Raw genomic sequence first — 15,422 nt, 5'->3', positions numbered from 1 at the left:
CTCCGGGCTCATTCGCCCGCAGGCGCGTCCGCTGCCGGAGGGGCACGCGTGGTACGTCGGGCGAGTTGACCTGTCGCGCCCTCGGTCGATCAGGTCCCAGGCGTGGCGGGCGCCGTCGAGGTGGGGGACTCTCGATCTCGATGTGCCGCACACCGCGCATGCCTGGGCGACGCCCACGTGGCCCAGGCAGTGGGTTCGCGGTTGCGGCGGTGGGACTGCGGGCCTGGGCGGGTGACCCCGGCTCCCGACTGCACGAGAAGCCCATGTGGCAGCAAATCATCGGAAGGAATCCTTCCGCGGTGAACAGTGGCTAGTGTCCGAGACATGACACATGTGCGGAAGATGCAAGCGAGGCGGATGACGGTGGCACTGGTCGGCGCGGCCGCCGCGATGGTGCTGGGTATAGGCGGGGCGATTGCAGTGGCCGGCGAGGACGGCGGAGCGTCCGGGCCGACTCCGGTGCCCTCGGAGACGTCCGATGCGGGAATCGCCGGCGTTTCGGCCGGCGCCGACGCCGGCACTGGAGACAGTGGCTCCGTCAGTGGTTCAGGTGGCACCGACGGAGCCAGCTCCGGCGGTGCGGATGTGGGGGGCTCGGGTGGTTCGGATGCGGGACCGATGCCCTCCGACACCCCTGCTCCTACGGACGAACCGACATCGTCTCCCACGGCTCCGGCGAGCCTGGACGACCTGGCCGAGCGCATCGAGGGTCTGGAGAAGAAGGTGGATGAGCTGCCCTCCAAGAAGGAGCTGGCCGATGCTCTCCGCGCCTTCGCCGACACGTTGGAGGATGACTGAGCCGGCGGCCGCCTCCATCGACGCCATCTGCCCGCATGCCGACGGGCGATTGGTCGGACGACGCGCTGTGCGCGGAGGCACCTGGTGCTGTGGTGCGCACCGAGCCATGCGCGTGGCCGTCCTGGCCTGACGCAGAGTTCTGCCTGCGCGACGGGCCGCATCTTGTTCCGGACCGGCCCGGCCCTGGCATCGCAGAGGTGTTCGCCGTGATGGCGGGCCTTACCCGCTGGTGCGGGCGACGGCGATCGGGCTTCAGTCGGTGATGTACCAGTTGCTCTTCTGGTACTCCAGGGTGCTGCTGCCGAGCTCGCTATCGGAGAATGTGACGGAGGCCTTGATTGCTTCGGCCGGGATCTCGACCTTGGCGGGGGTCAGTACGTCGACGCGTTGCGGGTCGACCGTCGCGGTTCGCAGGGCCTTCTTCTGTGCAGGCGAGATCATCTGGAACGTCACGACGAACGTCGACGTGCATGGGCCGAATCCCTGGTCCTCTGCCTGCTTCGCGGCCGGCCCCGCCACTTCGCAGACCGTGTTGATGTCCTCACGTCCCACCGCATGGAGGTACTGCTCGTACCGCTGGATCGCGCCCTCCTTCGTCCTGGGCGCGGACTGGTCACCGGGCGGCTCCGCGGACGGCTTCTCGGTCCGAGGCGACGCGGATGGTTCTTCGGGCCGCACCGATCCGGACGACCGCGAGGGCTTCGCGGTCGTGGACGTGCTCTCTTCCGACTTCTCCGGACCGCACGCGCACGCCCCCAGCGCCACACACGTCGATACGGCCACGCTCACCAGCGTCCGAACTCGCATTCAGGCCCCTCAGTCACAGTCGGCAACAAAGGAGCTGACGCAGGAGCTGGGGGAACGGTTCCCGAGCTCGTCCGGACGGGGTGCCGGCGGATGTCGAAGCGCCAGGCCTCGGCGGGTGGAAGCCGCGGGTCAGGTGCAATCGCACGCCTCTCCGTGCGCCTTCGTCAGCTCGCCGCTCGCCCGTCCCACTTTCGGCGCGGCGGAGCGTGGGTGCGCTATTCTCCGCGCATGCGTGGACAGTTCACCGGCTGGCCGGAACAGGCCCTGGACGTGTTGTGGCAGTTGCAGGGCGAACCGACGCACGCGACTCGCGAGCGCTACCGCGAGGAACGCGAACGTCTGATCCGGCAGCCGATGATCGCCTTGCTCAACGAGGTCGCGGACGCGGACGCCCGGTACGAGGACTTCTCCGTCTGGCATTACCGCACCAACTCCTGGTGGTGGCAGCACCAGGGCGCGGTGATCCGGCTCGGCCGCAAGATCGAGATCAGTCTCGTGTTCTCACTGGACGGCTTGCGGGTCCAGGGTGCCTGGTGGTACCCCGATCCGGGCCAGGTCGACATGTTCCGCAAAGCCGTGGCCTCCGAGAGGAGCGGCCGCGAGTTGTCCGCGATCGTCGAGGACGTACGGAAGAAGGGCTATGACATCTCCGGGGACGTGATGAAACGCCCCCCGCGCGGCTACCCGGCGGACCACTCCCGTACGAACCTGCTGCGCCACCGTTCGCTGATCGCCGCTCGCTCCTTCGGCTGCGAGGAGTGGCTGCACACCCCCGAGGCGGTCGACCGGGTCCTCTCGGCCGCCGCCGACCTGGACACTCTGCTGAAGTGGCTGGTCCGCCACGTGAAGTCTGCCGCCTGACGCCGGCTCGAACCGAAGCGCTCCGTCACCACCTTCGTACTCGGATCCGCACACGACGCCGGTCGTGCGGACAGGCTGCCGACGATCACCAGCTCCAGAAGTGGGGATCGGCCGCCCTCCTCTGCCTGGCCGAGGGCTTCCCGGGGGGCGCTCCTGCAGGAGCGGAAACGGGGTTGGAGCGCAGCGGTGGTGCGGGCGACCGCCGGCCCCGGTCGTTGTCGCTGGAGGCCGGCGGCGCCGCATCTCCCCGAGGTACATGTCTCCCCTGCGCGATCGCTGCGCGGCCGCGCTTCTCCCTCCTGAGCTACGAGTACGTCCGATCCGCGTCGACGTCAGCAGGTGGCCAGCAGGATGGAGACCACCGTGCAGGAGGCCGACGAGGCGTCGTTGGCAGGGTTGGGGTCGACCGGGGACGACGTCGTACGCGCGGCCTTGACCGTGACCTGGCCGAGGGTGAGCAGTGTCAGGGGAACCCTGAAATTCGCCGTGGCGGTGGAGGCCTTGGCGAGGTCCGCGAACGTGCAGACGACGGTGTTGCCCGTGGTCGTACAGCCGGGCGAGAGGCCGGTCGCCGTGGTGCCGACGGGCAGGGTCGCGGTGACCTCGGCCGAGGTAGCTTTACCCGGGCCGGTGTTGCGCACCGTCAGCGTGTAGCCGATGGAGGCCGGGAGCAGCACGTTGGCTTTGGCCTTCAGATCGACGGCGAGGTCGGCCTGCGCGGGACGTACGACACCTGATGTGACGCCGAGGACAGTGGTGCCGAGGTTCATGGCGGAGGTCACCGTGTTGTCGGCCAGGTCGATCAACGACACATTGTTGCTGTCGCTGTTGGTGACGTAGAGGTGGTCGCCGCCCGGCGGTAGCGATACCTCCCACGGGTGGGTACCGACGCCGATCGCGTTGGTCACCGTGTTCGTCGCCGTGTCGATCACCGACACGCTGTTGCTGTAGTAGTTGGCGACGTACGCACGCGAACCGTCGGGGGTCACCATCACCCCGTGCGGGCTGGAGCCGACACCGATGGCTGCGGTCACCGTGTTGGTGGCTGTGGCGATCACGTACACCCTGTCGGTACCCGCGCTGGTGACGTAGGCGTGTGCCCCGTCCGGGGTGAACGCGACGGCGAGTGCGCTGCCACCGACGCCGATGGTGGCCGAGACGGTGTCGGTCGCGGTGTCGATCACCGACACGGTACTGCCGGAGTTGGTGACGTAGACACGTGACCCGTCGGGCGACACCGCGAGACCGCGGGGGTTTCCGCTGACGGAGATGGTGGACGACACCGTGTCGGTGGCCGTGTCGATCACCGACACACTGGCGCTGCCGGCGTTGGCGACGTAGACGCGGGATCCGTCCGGGGTCACCCCCAGCTCCTCCTGGTAGGTACCGACGCCGACGGTTGCGGTCACCGCGTTGGTGGTCGTGTCGATCACCGAGACCTTGCCGGTGCTGTAGTTGGTGACGTACGCGCGGGTGCCGTCCGGGGTGAGGGCCACGGAGCGAGGGCTGCCGCCGACGTCGATGCTCGTGGCCGCCGTGTGGGTGGCGGTGTCGATCACCGTCACGGTGCCGTTCCCGTAGCCGGCGATGAAGGCATACGTCCCCGCGGGAACCGCTGCCGCCGGTCCCGATGGCACCGCGACCACCGCGACGGCCGCCAGCGCAAGTGACGACAGCACGCCGATCGCACGCCGCCTCCACCGTCCGCTGTTCGGCACCGCTCCGATACGTCTGCCGTCGGCTATCCGCTCGCGCTTACGTCGCTGATGGATGGACATCGTTTCCCCCTGACGCACCGGACGCCGTCAAGACACGAACGGATGCCGGTCGGTGGTGAGTTGACTGGCCTGACAGAAGCGAGGTGTCGGTCGGTCGCGGTGATGACTCACGCGAAACGGAATTCCGGCTCGGTCGCCCCTGACGTTGTCGCGGCCTTCGCGACCGACGAGGGGCGTTGTCTGTCCATTGAGCAGGCTACGTAACGTGGTGTGGGGCGTACAGACGGGTGCAGAGTGCGGTGGATGCGCGCGGGGAGTGCGCGCGGGTGCTGTGCCGGAGCGCATGAGGCCGCAGGCGTCTTTTGACAGGGCCACTTCGTCTTCGAGCCGCTTCATGCGCTGCTGTCCGGTCGCAGGGCGTCGGATACGGACTTCACGCCGCCGTGTGCGGTCATGCCGCCGTCCACCGGAATCTCGGCACCGCTGATGAAGGAGGACGCGTCCGACAGCAGGAAGACGACGAGCGGGGCGACTTCATCGACGCTGCCGGTGCGGCCGAGCGGAGTCTCGCGGATGTTGGCCTCCCGGAAGGCAGGGGCGGCCGATGCGGTCATCTCGGTCTCGATGTAGCCGGGATGGATGGTGTTGACGCGGATGCCGCGCGGGCCGAGTTCCAGAGCAGCCGTTTTCGAGAGGCCGCGCAGCGCCCACTTGCTGGTCGTGTACGCGACCGGGTAGTGGGCGGTGAGGGCCGCTGAGGAGCCGACGTTCACGATGGAGGAGCCGACGGGCATCAGCGGGGTCACGTGCTGGATACCGAGCAGCGGACCGGTGACGTTGACCGCGTGGACGCGTGCCATGTCCTCGGGCCGTACCTCGCCAATGCGGGCGCGCCAGGTGATGCCGGCGTTGTTCACGAGGCCGTGCACCTGGCCGTATTTCTCGCGCAGCTCGGCGGCCAGTTCGGCCCAGTCCTGCTCGCTGCTGACGTCGAGGCGGCGGCAGCCGGGGGCGTCGGTCGCGTCGGTGGCGATGACGCGGGCGCCCTCGCCGGCGAGGGCTACGGCCTCGGCGGCGCCCTGGCCACGGGCCGCGCCCGTGACGACGACGACCTTGCCCAGGAGCCTCTTGGAGTACCCCTCGTTCACGGTCGCTGCCGATCGCGACGCCGGCCCACGGGCAGCGGCACGGGCGCAACGCCGGCCACGACCGTACTGGTCAGGGTGCCGATCCCCTCTACGGTGAGCCTCACCGTGTCGCCCGGCTTCAGCGGGGGCGGTGTCTGTTCGCCGCGCACCCCCCACAGTTCGGCGAGACAGCCCCCATTGCCGCACGTACCGGAGCCCAGAACGTCTCCCGGCACCACCCGGGTGCCGCGCGAGGCGTAGGCGGTCATCTCCTCGAAGGTCCAGCTCATGTTGGACAGCAGGTCCTTGCCGATCACCTCCCCGTTCACCTCCGCGGTCAGCGCGAGACGCAGCAGTCCCTCGGCGCCCCGGTACGGTTCCAGTTCGTCGGCCGTGACGAGGTAGGGGCCGAGCGTGGTGGCGGTGTCCTTGCCCTTGCAGGGGCCGAGGCCGACCTTCATCTCCGCGGACTGGAGGTCGCGCGCGGACCAGTCGTTGAAGACGGTGTAGCCGACGATGTGGTCGCGGGCCCGCTCGGGGGTGAGGTCGTGCCCCTCCCTGCCGATCACCGCGCCCACCTCCAGTTCGAAGTCGAGCACCGACGACCCGGGGGGCATCGGAACCGTGTCGTGCGGGCCGTAGACGGCGTGCGGGTTGGTGAAGTAGAAGGTCGGCGCCGCGTACCACTGCTCGGGAACACCGGCGACGCCGTCGACGGCGCGGCGGACGCCTTCGACGTGCTCCTCGAAGGTCACGAAGTCCCGTATGGATGAGGGCTGCAGGGGAGGGAGCAGTCGAACCTGGGAAACGTGCGGGCCGGGAGCTGCGTCCAGGGCGGCCGCACCGGCGGCGAGCAGCCCCGGCAGCCCGTCGACTTCCTTGAGGAGAGCGGTGAGTGAGGTGACACCGGGGAGGGGGTGGAGGGTGCCACCCTCCTCCACGACGGCCACGCGGTGGCGGTGCTGGTGCTCGTAGCTGGCGAAACGCACGTGCTGCTCCTGAAGGGGGAGGGGTCGGTCGAGGTGAACGCGCATCGAGGCGTGCCCCACGGCTATGACCTCCGCGGCAGCACGAGCGGTGCGGGAGGGGACAGCCGTTAGACGGGCGGAGCGACGAAGACGCCGCGGTCGGGGTCGTTGAAGGACTCCTTGGCGACGAGTTCGTTCATCGCGTTGGCGGTGCCCCACTGGTCGGTGACCTCGGGCTGGGAGAAGTCGTAGACGTGCGGGTGCCAGGTGTCCTCGTCGAGGTTCTCCAACTCCGTCGTGTACTCAACGGTGTTGCCGTGCGGGTCGAGGAAGTACGTGAACGTGTTGTCACCCGCCATGTGCCGCCCGGGGCCCCAGATCTTCTTGAACCCGGCCCGCATGACCCGGCCCGAGCCGCGCATGTACTCGTCGATCCCGCGCATCTCGAAGGAGACATGGTGCAGGGCGGTGTGCGGGCCCTGCGCGATGGCCATCGAGTGGTGCTGGTTGCTGATCCGCATGAAGTGCATCACCTCGCCCATGTGCGGGGAGCTGAGTGTGTCGGAGAGGGCGAAGCCGAGGTGGCGCTCGTACCACTCGCGGGTCCGGTTGAGGTCGGGGGAGTTGAGGACGACGTGGGAGAGCTTGACCGGGATGGCCTCCTTCTCCTCGATCTTCCGGTGCCGGCGGACCTCGACGTCGGCGGACACCTCGATGGTGCGGCCGTCGACGTCGAAGAAGCGGAAACCGTACCCACCGCCAGGGGTGTCCACTTTCCCGGGCCGGCTGATCAGATCCACCCCACCGGCCAGCAGCCGCTCGGCGAGCGTGTCCACGTCGGCCGGGTTCGCGGCACCGTAGGAGACGAGGTCGAGGCGCTTCTCCTCGGCCTTGCGCAGTCGTACGACGTATTGCTCGGGGGAGCCCTCGGCGGCCAGGAACGAGATCCCGGAGTCCTCGGCGACCTTGGCCAGGCCCCACACCCCCGCGTAGAAGTCGAGTTGCTTGTCGTAGTCGGGCACGGCGAGGTCGACGTGCCGCAGGTGGGTGAGCAGGCGTGCGTTCATGGTGTTCCTCCTCGTTGAGGTCAGGCGAGTCGCAGGAGGGTGGCGGCGTTGCCGCCGCGTACCGCGTCGGAGTCGGTCTCGGACAGCCGTGCGGCGCGCAGCGCGCCGACCGGGTCCTCGGACCCCATGTCGAAGGGGAAGTCCGAGCCGAGCAGGACCCGGTCCGCCCCCGCGGCCTCGATCAGTGAGCCCAGCACCCGTGGGTCGTGGACGAGGGAGTCGAAGTAGATGCGCCTGAGGTAACTGCTGGGCAGGTGCGCGCACCCGGCGCCCGCGTCGGAACGTGCCGACCAGGCGTGGTCGGAGCGGCCGATGTGCGTGGGGAGGTAACCGCCGCCGTGGGCGGCGATCAGCTTCAGGCCGGGGTGCCTGTCCAGGACCCCGGAGAAGATCAGGTGCGAGAGCGCCACGGCATTCTCGGTGGGCTGCCCGACCGTGTTGGACAGGTACCACCGGTCCAGGCGTTCATCGAGTGTGCACCCGAAGGGGTGCAGGAAGACCAGCGCACCCGTCTCCTGGGCCCGCGACCAGAACGGCTCGTACGCCGGATCGGACAGCTCCCGCCCCGGTGCGTGGCTGGAGATCTCCACACCGGCCAGCCCCTGGTCGAGGGCATGGTCGAGGGCGCGCACCATGAGATCCGGGTGCTGCAGGGGTACGAGCCCCAGCCCACGCAGGCGGTCCGGCGCCTGGTCGCAGTGTGCGGCGGTGGCCTCGTTGGCGAGCCGGCAGACCTTCTCGGCCGTGTCGCGGTCCGCCCAGTAGTGGTAGTGCGAGGGGGAGGGGCTGACCAGCTGGACGTCCACACCCTGCGCGTCCATCGCCGCGAGGCGTGCGGTGACGACGGTCATCTTCGGGATGCGTGCGCGGACCATGGGGCCGCTGACGGCGAGGGCGTCGGAGCCATTGCGCCGGACGTCCAGCGCCTTGGCCTCGGCGTGGCCCGGCATACCGGCGACGAGCGCATCGACCTCGGGAAGCAGGACGTGGGCGTGCACATCCACGGTCGGGGTGGTCACGGCCGCTCCCGGAGCATGGTCATGGTGCAGCCCATCAGACCGGGGACGTCTGCGTCACGGACGCCGTCGAGCTGCCACTGTCCGATCTGTACGGAAGCCTCCACGACCGGCCGGACGCGGGAGATGCGGCGCTCGTAGTACGCCTGGAGCAGTGCGTCGTCCCAGGCACCGGCCTCGGTCAGCATCTCTGCGAGGACCCAGGCATCCTCCAGCGACAGGGCGGCGCCCTGGGCGAGGGTGGGCGGACAGCAGTGCGCGGCGTCGCCGATGAGTACGATGCGGCCGCGGTGCCATGACCCCTCGACGAGCATGCGGTCGAACCAGGTGTAGTTGACCTGCCCGGGGTCGGTGATCGTCGCGGTGATCTCCGGCCAGAATCCGCCGTACGCGGAGGTCAGACGGCGCATCTCGTCGGCGTACGTCCCCGGCGGAATGGACGCCCGGTCGCGCCTGGCCTCGACCACGTACGCGTAGAGCGTGGTTTCGCTGGTGGGGCAGTAGCCGGCGATGTAGGCCGGCCCGCCGTAGGCGAGATCGGTGCGGGTGAGACCCGCCGGGCGGGGGGCGGCGATCCGCCAGATGGCCATGCCGGTCGGCTCCGGCTTCTCGGTGATGCCTATCGCGGCGCGGGTGGCGGAACCGAGACCGTCGGCGGCGACCACCAGGCCGTAGCGGCCCTCGGAGCCGTCGCTGAAGCGCACGGTGACGCCCTGGTCGTCCTGGTCGAAGTCGGTGGCCGTGATGCCCAGGCGCACCTGGGCCCCGCTCGCACGGACGGCTTCGATGAGGATCTGCTGCAGCTGGGGGCGCTGCATGCCGACGGTGGCCGGCAGGTCGTCGCCGCCGCTGCGGATGTCGTCCTGCGCGTGCAGTACGGTGCCGTCCGGGGCGGTGATGCCCACCGAGCCGAAGCCGTAGCCGGACGCCTGCACCTGCTCCCACACGCCCAGTTCACGCAGCACGCGCAGGGCGTTTCCCTGGAGCGTGATGCCGGAACCCGCGGTCGCGTTCCAGTCGTCCTTCGCTTCGATCAGGTCCACGCCGAGGCCGGAGCGGCGCAGCAGGACGGTGAGGGCGTTGCCGGCCGCGCCGCCGCCGATCACCAGGACCGTACGGTCGATACTCATGGGGAACTCCTCTGTTCCGCTGATTACTTGACGGCGATGGGGTTGACCGGGCTGCCGACCGCGCCGGTGATCGGCAAAGGGGCGGCGGTGAGCCAGAAGTCGTACACGCCGTCGGCCGCGCAGTCCTCGGCCAGCGCCTCCGGATCCCACATCTCCCCGATGAGCAGACCCATGTTGGGGATGGCGACCTGGTGCAGCGGCTGGAAGGCGTGCTCGAACTCGTTGGGCCGGACCTCGAAGCCCCAGGTATCGGTGGCGACAGCGGCGATCTCCGTGCTGTGCAGCCAGCCGGCCGTGGTGAAGGACAGGCCGGGAGCCGGTCCGCCGGCGTAGTCGCCCCAGCCGTCGCGTCGGACCGGGGCGAGCTGCCCGGTACGCACCAGGACGATGTCGCCGCGTCCCACGCTCACGCCCTGGGCATCTGCCGTGGCCGATAGGTGGTCCGCCGTGATCGCGAACCCGTCGGGAAGTTCGCCGCTCTCGCCGATGACCCGGCCGACGTCGAGGAGCACTCCCCGTCCTGCGACGTGCGGTGCCATGTGCTCGATGCCGGTGACCAGGTCGCCTTCGGAGGTGACGACCTTCTCCGCCGGGCGCCCGTTCCACGCTTTGCCGTGATCGAAGATGTGACCGAGCCCGTCCCACTGGGTGGAGCACTGCAGCGGCATCGCGATGACGTCGTCGGCGCCACCGATGCCGTGCGGGAAGCCCTGCCCGGTGAGGACGGCGTCGGTGCCGGTGTCGAGCATCGTGTGCACGGGATTGGTGCGCCGGCGCCAGCCCTTCTGCGGGCCGTCCATGTCGAAGCGCTGGGAGAGGGAGAAGCTGACGCCCCGCCGGATCAGGGCGGCGCCCTCGCGGCGTTTGGCCGCGTCGAGAAAGTTCAGGGTGCCGAGCACATCGTCCTCGCCCCAGCGGCCCCAGTTGCTGTACGCCTTGGCGGCCGCGGCGATCGAACCCTCGGGGTCAGTGCGGTCGAGGCTCACGACGTCTCCTCCGCGACGCAACGGGTGCGCTGGACGCCGAGCCCGGTGACCGTGCCCTCCATGACGTCTCCGTCGCGCAGCAGCCGGCCCCAGTGCATGCCGTTCCCGGCCGGACTTCCCGTCAACACCACGTCCCCCGGAAGGAGTCGTGCGGTCTGCGAGACGTACGCCACCACCCGCGCGACGTTGAAGATCATGTCCTGGGTGGACTCGTCCTGCATGGTCTCGCCATTCAGCTTCAGCGTCACCTGCAGGTCGTCCGGGTCGGTGACCGACGCGGCGGGCACGATCCAGGGGCCGAGCGGGGTGAAACCGGGGGCGTTCTTGCTGCGCAGCCAGTCAGTGCCGATCTGGGGCATGTCCCGGCGGAAGACGGTGGTGCGATCGGTCAGGTCGTTGGCGATGGTGTAGCCGGCGACGTGGTCCAGTGCCTCCTCGGCGGACAACCGGTAGGCGGGCCGCCCGATGACGGCGGCCAACTCCAGCTCCCAGTCGGGCTTCTCGGCCCACGCCGGGAGCTCAACGTCGTCATACGGACCGGTGATCGCGCTCGGCAGCCCGATGAACACGTACGGCAGGTCCTCGGCCGCCCGGCGGTCCATGATCTCCGCCGCCTCCGCGCGCCGTTCATCCTCGGAACGGTCGTCGTCGGGGGCGCGGTGTGCGACGTGCAGATCGATGACGTGCTGCCGGTAGTTCGCACCCGACTGGAAGACCTGGCGGGGTTCGACGGGAGCGTGCACCCGGAAGTCCGCCAGCGGCTTTCGCTGCTGCCCGCCGTCCTCTGCCAGTGCTTCCAGCCGGGGGAGGGCCTCCTCCCAGATCTCGAGAAGGCCGCGGATGTCCAACCGGTCGTCGCCGAATGAGGCGCGTAGATCGACCACCTGCGCGTCGGGTGTGACAAGAGCGGGGAACGAGGGTCCGTCCGGTGCCGACAGCGTGGCGAGGGCGAACGGTCCGGCGAAGAGCGCGGACGCGGGTGCAGGTTTCACAGACATGTCCTCCTGATGGCGATGTGACTAATCTGAACCTGCCGCCCGCAATCATGGAAATCGATTCTGTGGATCATAGTCATCCACAGTGTTTATTCTTCCTGGTCAGCGTCCTATCGCAAGAGGAAAGCCCGTGAACCTGTCCCGTCTGGACCTCAACCTCGTCGTGGCGCTGCGTGCTCTGCTGGAGGAGCGCAACGTCACGCGCGCCGGACAGCGCGTCGGGCTCAGCCAGCCGGCCATGAGCGCCGCCCTGGCCCGGCTGCGCCGCCACTTCGACGACGACCTGCTCGCCCGGGTCGGCGGTCACTACGAACTCACAGCGCTCGGGCAGGTCCTCCTCGATCGCACCACGACCGCCTACGACGTGCTGGAGCGCCTGTTCGCCAGCCAGGCCGACTTCGACCCGGTGAGCGAGAGCCGCGAGTTCAAGCTCATCGCGTCCGACTACGCCGTCGCCGTGTTCGGTACCGAGCTCGCCCGGGTCGTGCACGAGGAGGCTCCCGGCATCCGCCTGCGCTTCACCCAGCCCCCGACCACCATCGTCGACGAAACCGCCACGCTGCTGAGCACCACCGACGGCCTGCTCATGCCGCACGGAGTCGTGAGCGACTTCCCCGCCACCGACCTCTACCAGGACCGGTGGGTCTACCTCGTCGCCAACGATCACCCGAGTGTGGAGGACCGGCTCACCCGCCAGGACCTCGCCAGGCTGCCGTGGGTCACCTACCAGCGCACCTACGACGCCCCGGCCGTACGGCAACTCGGCATGCTCGGCGTCGAACCGCGCGTGGAGGTCTGAGTCGACAGCTTTCAGCTGCTGCCTCTGCTGGTCGCCGGCACCCGGCGCATCGCCCTGATCCAGGCCCGCCTCGCCCAGCTGATGACGCCCCTCGCCGCCGTGCGGGTACTGGAACCGCCCTACGAAGCGGTGCCGCTGCAGGAGGCAATGTGGTGGCACCCCGTCCACACGCACGACGCCGCACACATCTGGCTACGCGAGACGGCGGCCCGGGTCGGCAGACGCATGGCCGACGGGCGAGAAACGCCGGGGCCGTCCTGACAGGTGGCGGGAGCGCACGACCTGGACGGGGGGGTATCCACTCAGTGGATACGGCATGTGGTCGGCCCCGGAAGTCCTTCGGGGGTTGATCGGATAACCAGGGCGACGGAGGGTCTTCAGGGCGGCTGGCGGGGACGCCTCCGGAGCGGCTTCACGGTGATGGGGCGGCGGCGCGTGTGGTGGCCGCGGTCTCAGGTCGTGGGCGGGGCTGCCGCGTGGCGGGTCTGCTGGATCAGGACGGTGGTGGCGCGTTCCAGGAGTGCGCAGAGTGAGGCGTGTTCGGAGGGCGTGAACGCGTCGGTGAGCGCGCGCTCAAGGATGATCACCTCCTGGTAGGCGCGGTCCAGCAGCGTCTGGCCCTGCTCGGTGAGGGTGGCGATCTGCACCTTGGCGTGGACGGGGGACGTCTCGCGGTGGATGAGCTCTTTGGTCTCCATGTTGGTCAGCACGCTGCTCATGCTCTGCTGTGTCACCCCACAGGAGCGGGCCAGTTGGGCGCCGGACATCCCGCCTTCGTGCGAGAGGAACAGCAGAACGGTGTACTGCGTCATCGTCAGCCCGTAGGTCCGCAACACTGCCTCGTGGTGCGCCATCAGCGCCTGCTCCGATCGTCTGATCCGGCTGCAGAGGTCGTTCCCGATCGGGGCATCCATGGCGCACTCCCACTTCATTAACAGGTTCATGCATTGACTCAGGAACCTTATATACGTACCGTCCTCGACTGTAAGGATACTGAGTCAACACAAGGGGCTGTAATCCATGAGGGCTGCCGTTCTCGACACCGATGATCACTACCGGATTGCCGAACTTGATGAGCCCACCCCCGGCCCCGGCCAGGTGGCGATTCGGGTCGCCTATGCCGGAATCCAGTGGGGCGACACCATGGTCCGGGACGGCCACTTCCCCGTACCGCGTCCCTTCGTCCCCGGCTTCGAGGCATCCGGACACATCGTCGCGGTCGGCGAGGGCGTCGACGCAAGCCGTGTCGGTGAACCCGTCACCACGCTGACCATGGCAGGCGCCTACGCCGAGATGGTCCTGGCGCCCGCCGTGCTCACGTTGAGCATCGGCGACATGCCCCTGCGGACTGCCGCAGGTCTCGGGTGGGGCGCACCGACCGCCTACGACCTGATCAACACCGCCGCACATGTACGGCCCGGCGAGCACGTGCTGATCCACGCCGCCGCCGGCTCAGTCGGCACACTCGCCACCCAGTTCGCCCGACTGGCAGGGGCCGACCGGATCGTCGGTGTTGTCGGCACTGCCGACAGGGCCGACTACGCCGCACAGTTCGGGTACGACCAGCTCCTGCTGCGCGAGGAATTCCCGGCCAAGCTCGGCGACGACAAGTTCGACGTGATCCTCGACCCCGTCGGCGGCTCGACCCGCCACGCCGGTCTCGTCGAGCAGCTCGCACCGCACGGCCGACTGGTGGCATACGGCAACCTCGCCACCTACGAACCTGTCCTGGCCGACGCCAACGACCTGCTCACGCACGGCAAATCGCTCCTGACCTACAACAGCAACCTGCTCAGCCAGACCCACCCCGAGCGACTCGCCGACAGTGCCCGCCGTGCACTCGACCTCGTCGCCGACGGCCAGGTCCGCACGGACATCACCGCCGAGTACGACCTCGCAGACCTGGCCATGGCCGTGCAGCGGCTCGCCGAAGGCGCAACCCATGGGAAAAGCATCCTCCGCGTCGCCTGACGACATCTGTGCTGGGCAGCGGCCTAGGCTGCTGCCCAGCCTGGCCTACTTTGGCCGCCTACGACATCCATCGGACCGAAGCCCTCGGTCGCTGTGAACAGAGCACCGGCATCGTGGTGTTCATGAACATGGTCGAGCAGGTGATGGCCAGAGAGCCCTACTCCAGCGCGAAACACGTGTTCTGGATCGTCGACAACGGCCCCCGCATCGCGGCAAGCAGGCCATCGACCGCTTGGCCGTCAGATTCCCGAACGCCGTCATGGCCCATACCCCCGTTCACGCATCCTGGCTGAACCGGATAGAGATCTTCTTCTCCGTCGTGCAGCGCCCGGGAAGTTCCCCTACGTCGTGGAGCGGGCTTCACCCTGCTCCCTCGGTTCACGCGGATCGCACTGCTCTGACAACGAATCCTCGACCGCCGTGCTGTCGTCTCGTTGGCCCGGGCCGTCAGCTGCCGGCGAGGCCCGAAAAGGCCGAACCCTGATCGCGTTCGACCTCTTAGCTCAGGGCGGATTTCAGCGCGGGGACCGAAGAACCGGAGTTGGTAGCAGGGATCTTCCAACGGAAGGCGGTGCCGTCGCCGTCAACGTAGATGAGGGTGCCGCCCCTCTCAGCTGCGGCGATGTCGAAGACAGCCACGTCCTGGTGACTTGTCTCGCGTGTCAGGGCCGGCCCGCCTTCGCTGAACCCGATGGGAGCGACCTTTGTCGCGGCTTTGCTGTTCCTCACCGTGACGGTATGTCCATCCGCGGCCTTCCATCGCAAGCCGCCCTGTTCGGCGGTGGTTGTCACGTGCGACTTGGTCCGATTCGTGGACCTGTAGCTGACGACAGCGAACAGGCCGTGCTCCGGGGTACCGAAACGAGCGCTGTCGACGTACACGACCGTATCCGGGGTGATCTGGGCAGCCCCGCGGCCACCGGCACCTACGCTGTCCACGCTCTGCCCCAACTGGAGTATGGAGCGCGGGCGCGGCTGAGGCGTACTCCGGTCGTCGCTGTCCGTGCAGGCCGTAAGGCTCAGACAGCCGACCGCCGCGAGCGTGGAAGCGGTGACGAGGTGGCGCATGATCCCCCCAATTGGAGCAGGCAAAGGAGGCAGATTCTGCCATAGCCGGAGCATCCCGTGTCGAGCCTCCGAACCTGGTGGATCAAGAGTTGGTACTTCCCCGAACGTCAG

At 68.8% G+C, this 15,422-nt stretch carries 15 protein-coding genes and 1 pseudogene; 5 read left to right on the top strand and 11 right to left on the bottom strand.

Going from position 1 to position 15,422, the window contains the following annotated elements; all coding sequences use genetic code 11:
- Positions 1-324: 324 nt before the first annotated feature.
- The gene (locus OG538_RS00595) at positions 325-798 is read left to right on the top strand and encodes a hypothetical protein (protein WP_406089013.1); all 474 of its coding nucleotides are present in this window, start codon (positions 325-327) and stop codon (positions 796-798) included.
- Positions 799-1,050: 252 nt separating this feature from the next.
- On the opposite strand, the gene OG538_RS00590 is transcribed toward OG538_RS00595, so the two are convergent.
- Positions 1,051-1,581 carry a hypothetical protein gene (locus tag OG538_RS00590; RefSeq protein ID WP_406089011.1) on the bottom strand — a complete coding sequence of 177 codons (531 nt, stop codon included), beginning with the start codon at positions 1,579-1,581 and terminating at the stop codon, positions 1,051-1,053.
- 252 nt (positions 1,582-1,833) lie between these two features.
- Here OG538_RS00590 and OG538_RS00585 point away from each other — a divergent pair, with 252 nt between their 5' ends.
- Positions 1,834-2,466, top strand: coding sequence for a DUF2461 family protein (locus OG538_RS00585; RefSeq protein WP_406089009.1), 633 nt, complete (start codon positions 1,834-1,836; stop codon positions 2,464-2,466).
- 332 nt (positions 2,467-2,798) lie between these two features.
- Here OG538_RS00585 and OG538_RS00580 read toward each other — a convergent pair whose 3' ends face one another.
- The 8 genes from OG538_RS00580 to OG538_RS00545 all read right to left on the bottom strand — a co-directional run bounded on the left by OG538_RS00580 (position 2,799) and on the right by OG538_RS00545 (position 11,476).
- Positions 2,799-4,244 carry a beta-propeller fold lactonase family protein gene (locus tag OG538_RS00580; protein ID WP_406089007.1) on the bottom strand — a complete coding sequence of 482 codons (1,446 nt, stop codon included), beginning with the start codon at positions 4,242-4,244 and terminating at the stop codon, positions 2,799-2,801.
- A 332-nt stretch (positions 4,245-4,576) separates the two neighbouring features.
- On the bottom strand, positions 4,577-5,332 hold the full coding sequence (locus OG538_RS00575) for an SDR family NAD(P)-dependent oxidoreductase (RefSeq protein ID WP_406089005.1): 756 nt from the start codon (positions 5,330-5,332) through the stop codon (positions 4,577-4,579).
- Positions 5,329-6,300 (bottom strand): fumarylacetoacetate hydrolase family protein, encoded by a 972-nt coding sequence (locus OG538_RS00570; protein WP_406089003.1) that lies wholly within the window; start codon positions 6,298-6,300, stop codon positions 5,329-5,331. Before OG538_RS00570 ends, OG538_RS00575 begins: the two co-directional genes overlap by 4 nt.
- A 107-nt stretch (positions 6,301-6,407) precedes the next feature.
- Positions 6,408-7,346, bottom strand: coding sequence for a VOC family protein (locus OG538_RS00565; protein WP_406089001.1), 939 nt, complete (start codon positions 7,344-7,346; stop codon positions 6,408-6,410).
- Between the two features lie 20 nt (positions 7,347-7,366).
- The gene (locus OG538_RS00560; RefSeq protein WP_406088999.1) at positions 7,367-8,365 is read right to left on the bottom strand and encodes an amidohydrolase family protein; all 999 of its coding nucleotides are present in this window, start codon (positions 8,363-8,365) and stop codon (positions 7,367-7,369) included.
- Positions 8,362-9,492 carry an FAD-dependent oxidoreductase gene (locus OG538_RS00555; protein ID WP_406088997.1) on the bottom strand — a complete coding sequence of 377 codons (1,131 nt, stop codon included), beginning with the start codon at positions 9,490-9,492 and terminating at the stop codon, positions 8,362-8,364. The genes OG538_RS00560 and OG538_RS00555 overlap by 4 nt, the downstream gene beginning before the upstream one ends.
- Positions 9,493-9,515: 23 nt before the next feature.
- Positions 9,516-10,478: a cyclase family protein gene (locus OG538_RS00550; RefSeq protein WP_406088996.1), complete on the bottom strand. Its 963-nt coding sequence runs from the start codon at positions 10,476-10,478 to the stop codon at positions 9,516-9,518.
- Entirely contained in the window at positions 10,475-11,476 is a 1,002-nt protein-coding gene (locus tag OG538_RS00545; RefSeq protein WP_406088994.1) for a fumarylacetoacetate hydrolase family protein, read from the bottom strand. The genes OG538_RS00550 and OG538_RS00545 overlap by 4 nt, the downstream gene beginning before the upstream one ends.
- A gap of 127 nt (positions 11,477-11,603) precedes the next feature.
- On the opposite strand from OG538_RS00545, the pseudogene OG538_RS00540 reads away from it, so the two are divergent.
- Positions 11,604-12,533 (top strand): annotated as a pseudogene (locus OG538_RS00540) (LysR family transcriptional regulator).
- Positions 12,534-12,724: 191 nt separating this feature from the next.
- Here the strand turns inward: OG538_RS00540 and OG538_RS00535 are convergent.
- Positions 12,725-13,186, bottom strand: coding sequence for a MarR family winged helix-turn-helix transcriptional regulator (locus OG538_RS00535; RefSeq protein WP_406088992.1), 462 nt, complete (start codon positions 13,184-13,186; stop codon positions 12,725-12,727).
- A gap of 106 nt (positions 13,187-13,292) precedes the next feature.
- Between OG538_RS00535 and OG538_RS00530 the strand changes: the two genes are divergently transcribed.
- Together OG538_RS00530 and OG538_RS00525 are read left to right on the top strand one after the other, a co-directional pair.
- Positions 13,293-14,243, top strand: a complete 951-nt coding sequence (locus OG538_RS00530; RefSeq protein WP_406088990.1) for a zinc-binding alcohol dehydrogenase family protein — start codon at positions 13,293-13,295, stop codon at positions 14,241-14,243.
- A 50-nt stretch (positions 14,244-14,293) separates the two neighbouring features.
- Positions 14,294-14,536, top strand: coding sequence for a hypothetical protein (locus OG538_RS00525; protein ID WP_406088988.1), 243 nt, complete (start codon positions 14,294-14,296; stop codon positions 14,534-14,536).
- A gap of 205 nt (positions 14,537-14,741) precedes the next feature.
- Here the strand turns inward: OG538_RS00525 and OG538_RS00520 are convergent, their stop codons facing one another.
- Positions 14,742-15,311, bottom strand: coding sequence for a hypothetical protein (locus OG538_RS00520; protein ID WP_406088986.1), 570 nt, complete (start codon positions 15,309-15,311; stop codon positions 14,742-14,744).
- Positions 15,312-15,422 lie beyond the last annotated feature (111 nt).

Source organism: Streptomyces sp. NBC_01013 (genome assembly GCF_045162765.1).
Classification (GTDB): domain Bacteria; phylum Actinomycetota; class Actinomycetes; order Streptomycetales; family Streptomycetaceae; genus Streptomyces.
This window is presented reverse-complemented; position numbering and strand designations above follow the sequence as displayed.

Bases quoted from the DNA above. Each gene is read 5' to 3' on its own strand.
- OG538_RS00535 (WP_406088992.1), bottom strand. From the start codon at position 13,186: ATGGATGCCCCGATCGGGAACGACCTCTGCAGCCGGATCAGACGATCG.
- OG538_RS00580 (WP_406089007.1), bottom strand. From the start codon at position 4,244: ATGTCCATCCATCAGCGACGTAAGCGCGAGCGGATAGCCGACGGCAGA.
- OG538_RS00520 (WP_406088986.1), bottom strand. From the start codon at position 15,311: ATGCGCCACCTCGTCACCGCTTCCACGCTCGCGGCGGTCGGCTGTCTG.
- OG538_RS00555 (WP_406088997.1), bottom strand. From the start codon at position 9,492: ATGAGTATCGACCGTACGGTCCTGGTGATCGGCGGCGGCGCGGCCGGC.
- OG538_RS00530 (WP_406088990.1), top strand. From the start codon at position 13,293: ATGAGGGCTGCCGTTCTCGACACCGATGATCACTACCGGATTGCCGAA.
- OG538_RS00545 (WP_406088994.1), bottom strand. From the start codon at position 11,476: ATGTCTGTGAAACCTGCACCCGCGTCCGCGCTCTTCGCCGGACCGTTC.
- OG538_RS00565 (WP_406089001.1), bottom strand. From the start codon at position 7,346: ATGAACGCACGCCTGCTCACCCACCTGCGGCACGTCGACCTCGCCGTG.
- OG538_RS00595 (WP_406089013.1), top strand. From the start codon at position 325: ATGACACATGTGCGGAAGATGCAAGCGAGGCGGATGACGGTGGCACTG.
- OG538_RS00585 (WP_406089009.1), top strand. From the start codon at position 1,834: ATGCGTGGACAGTTCACCGGCTGGCCGGAACAGGCCCTGGACGTGTTG.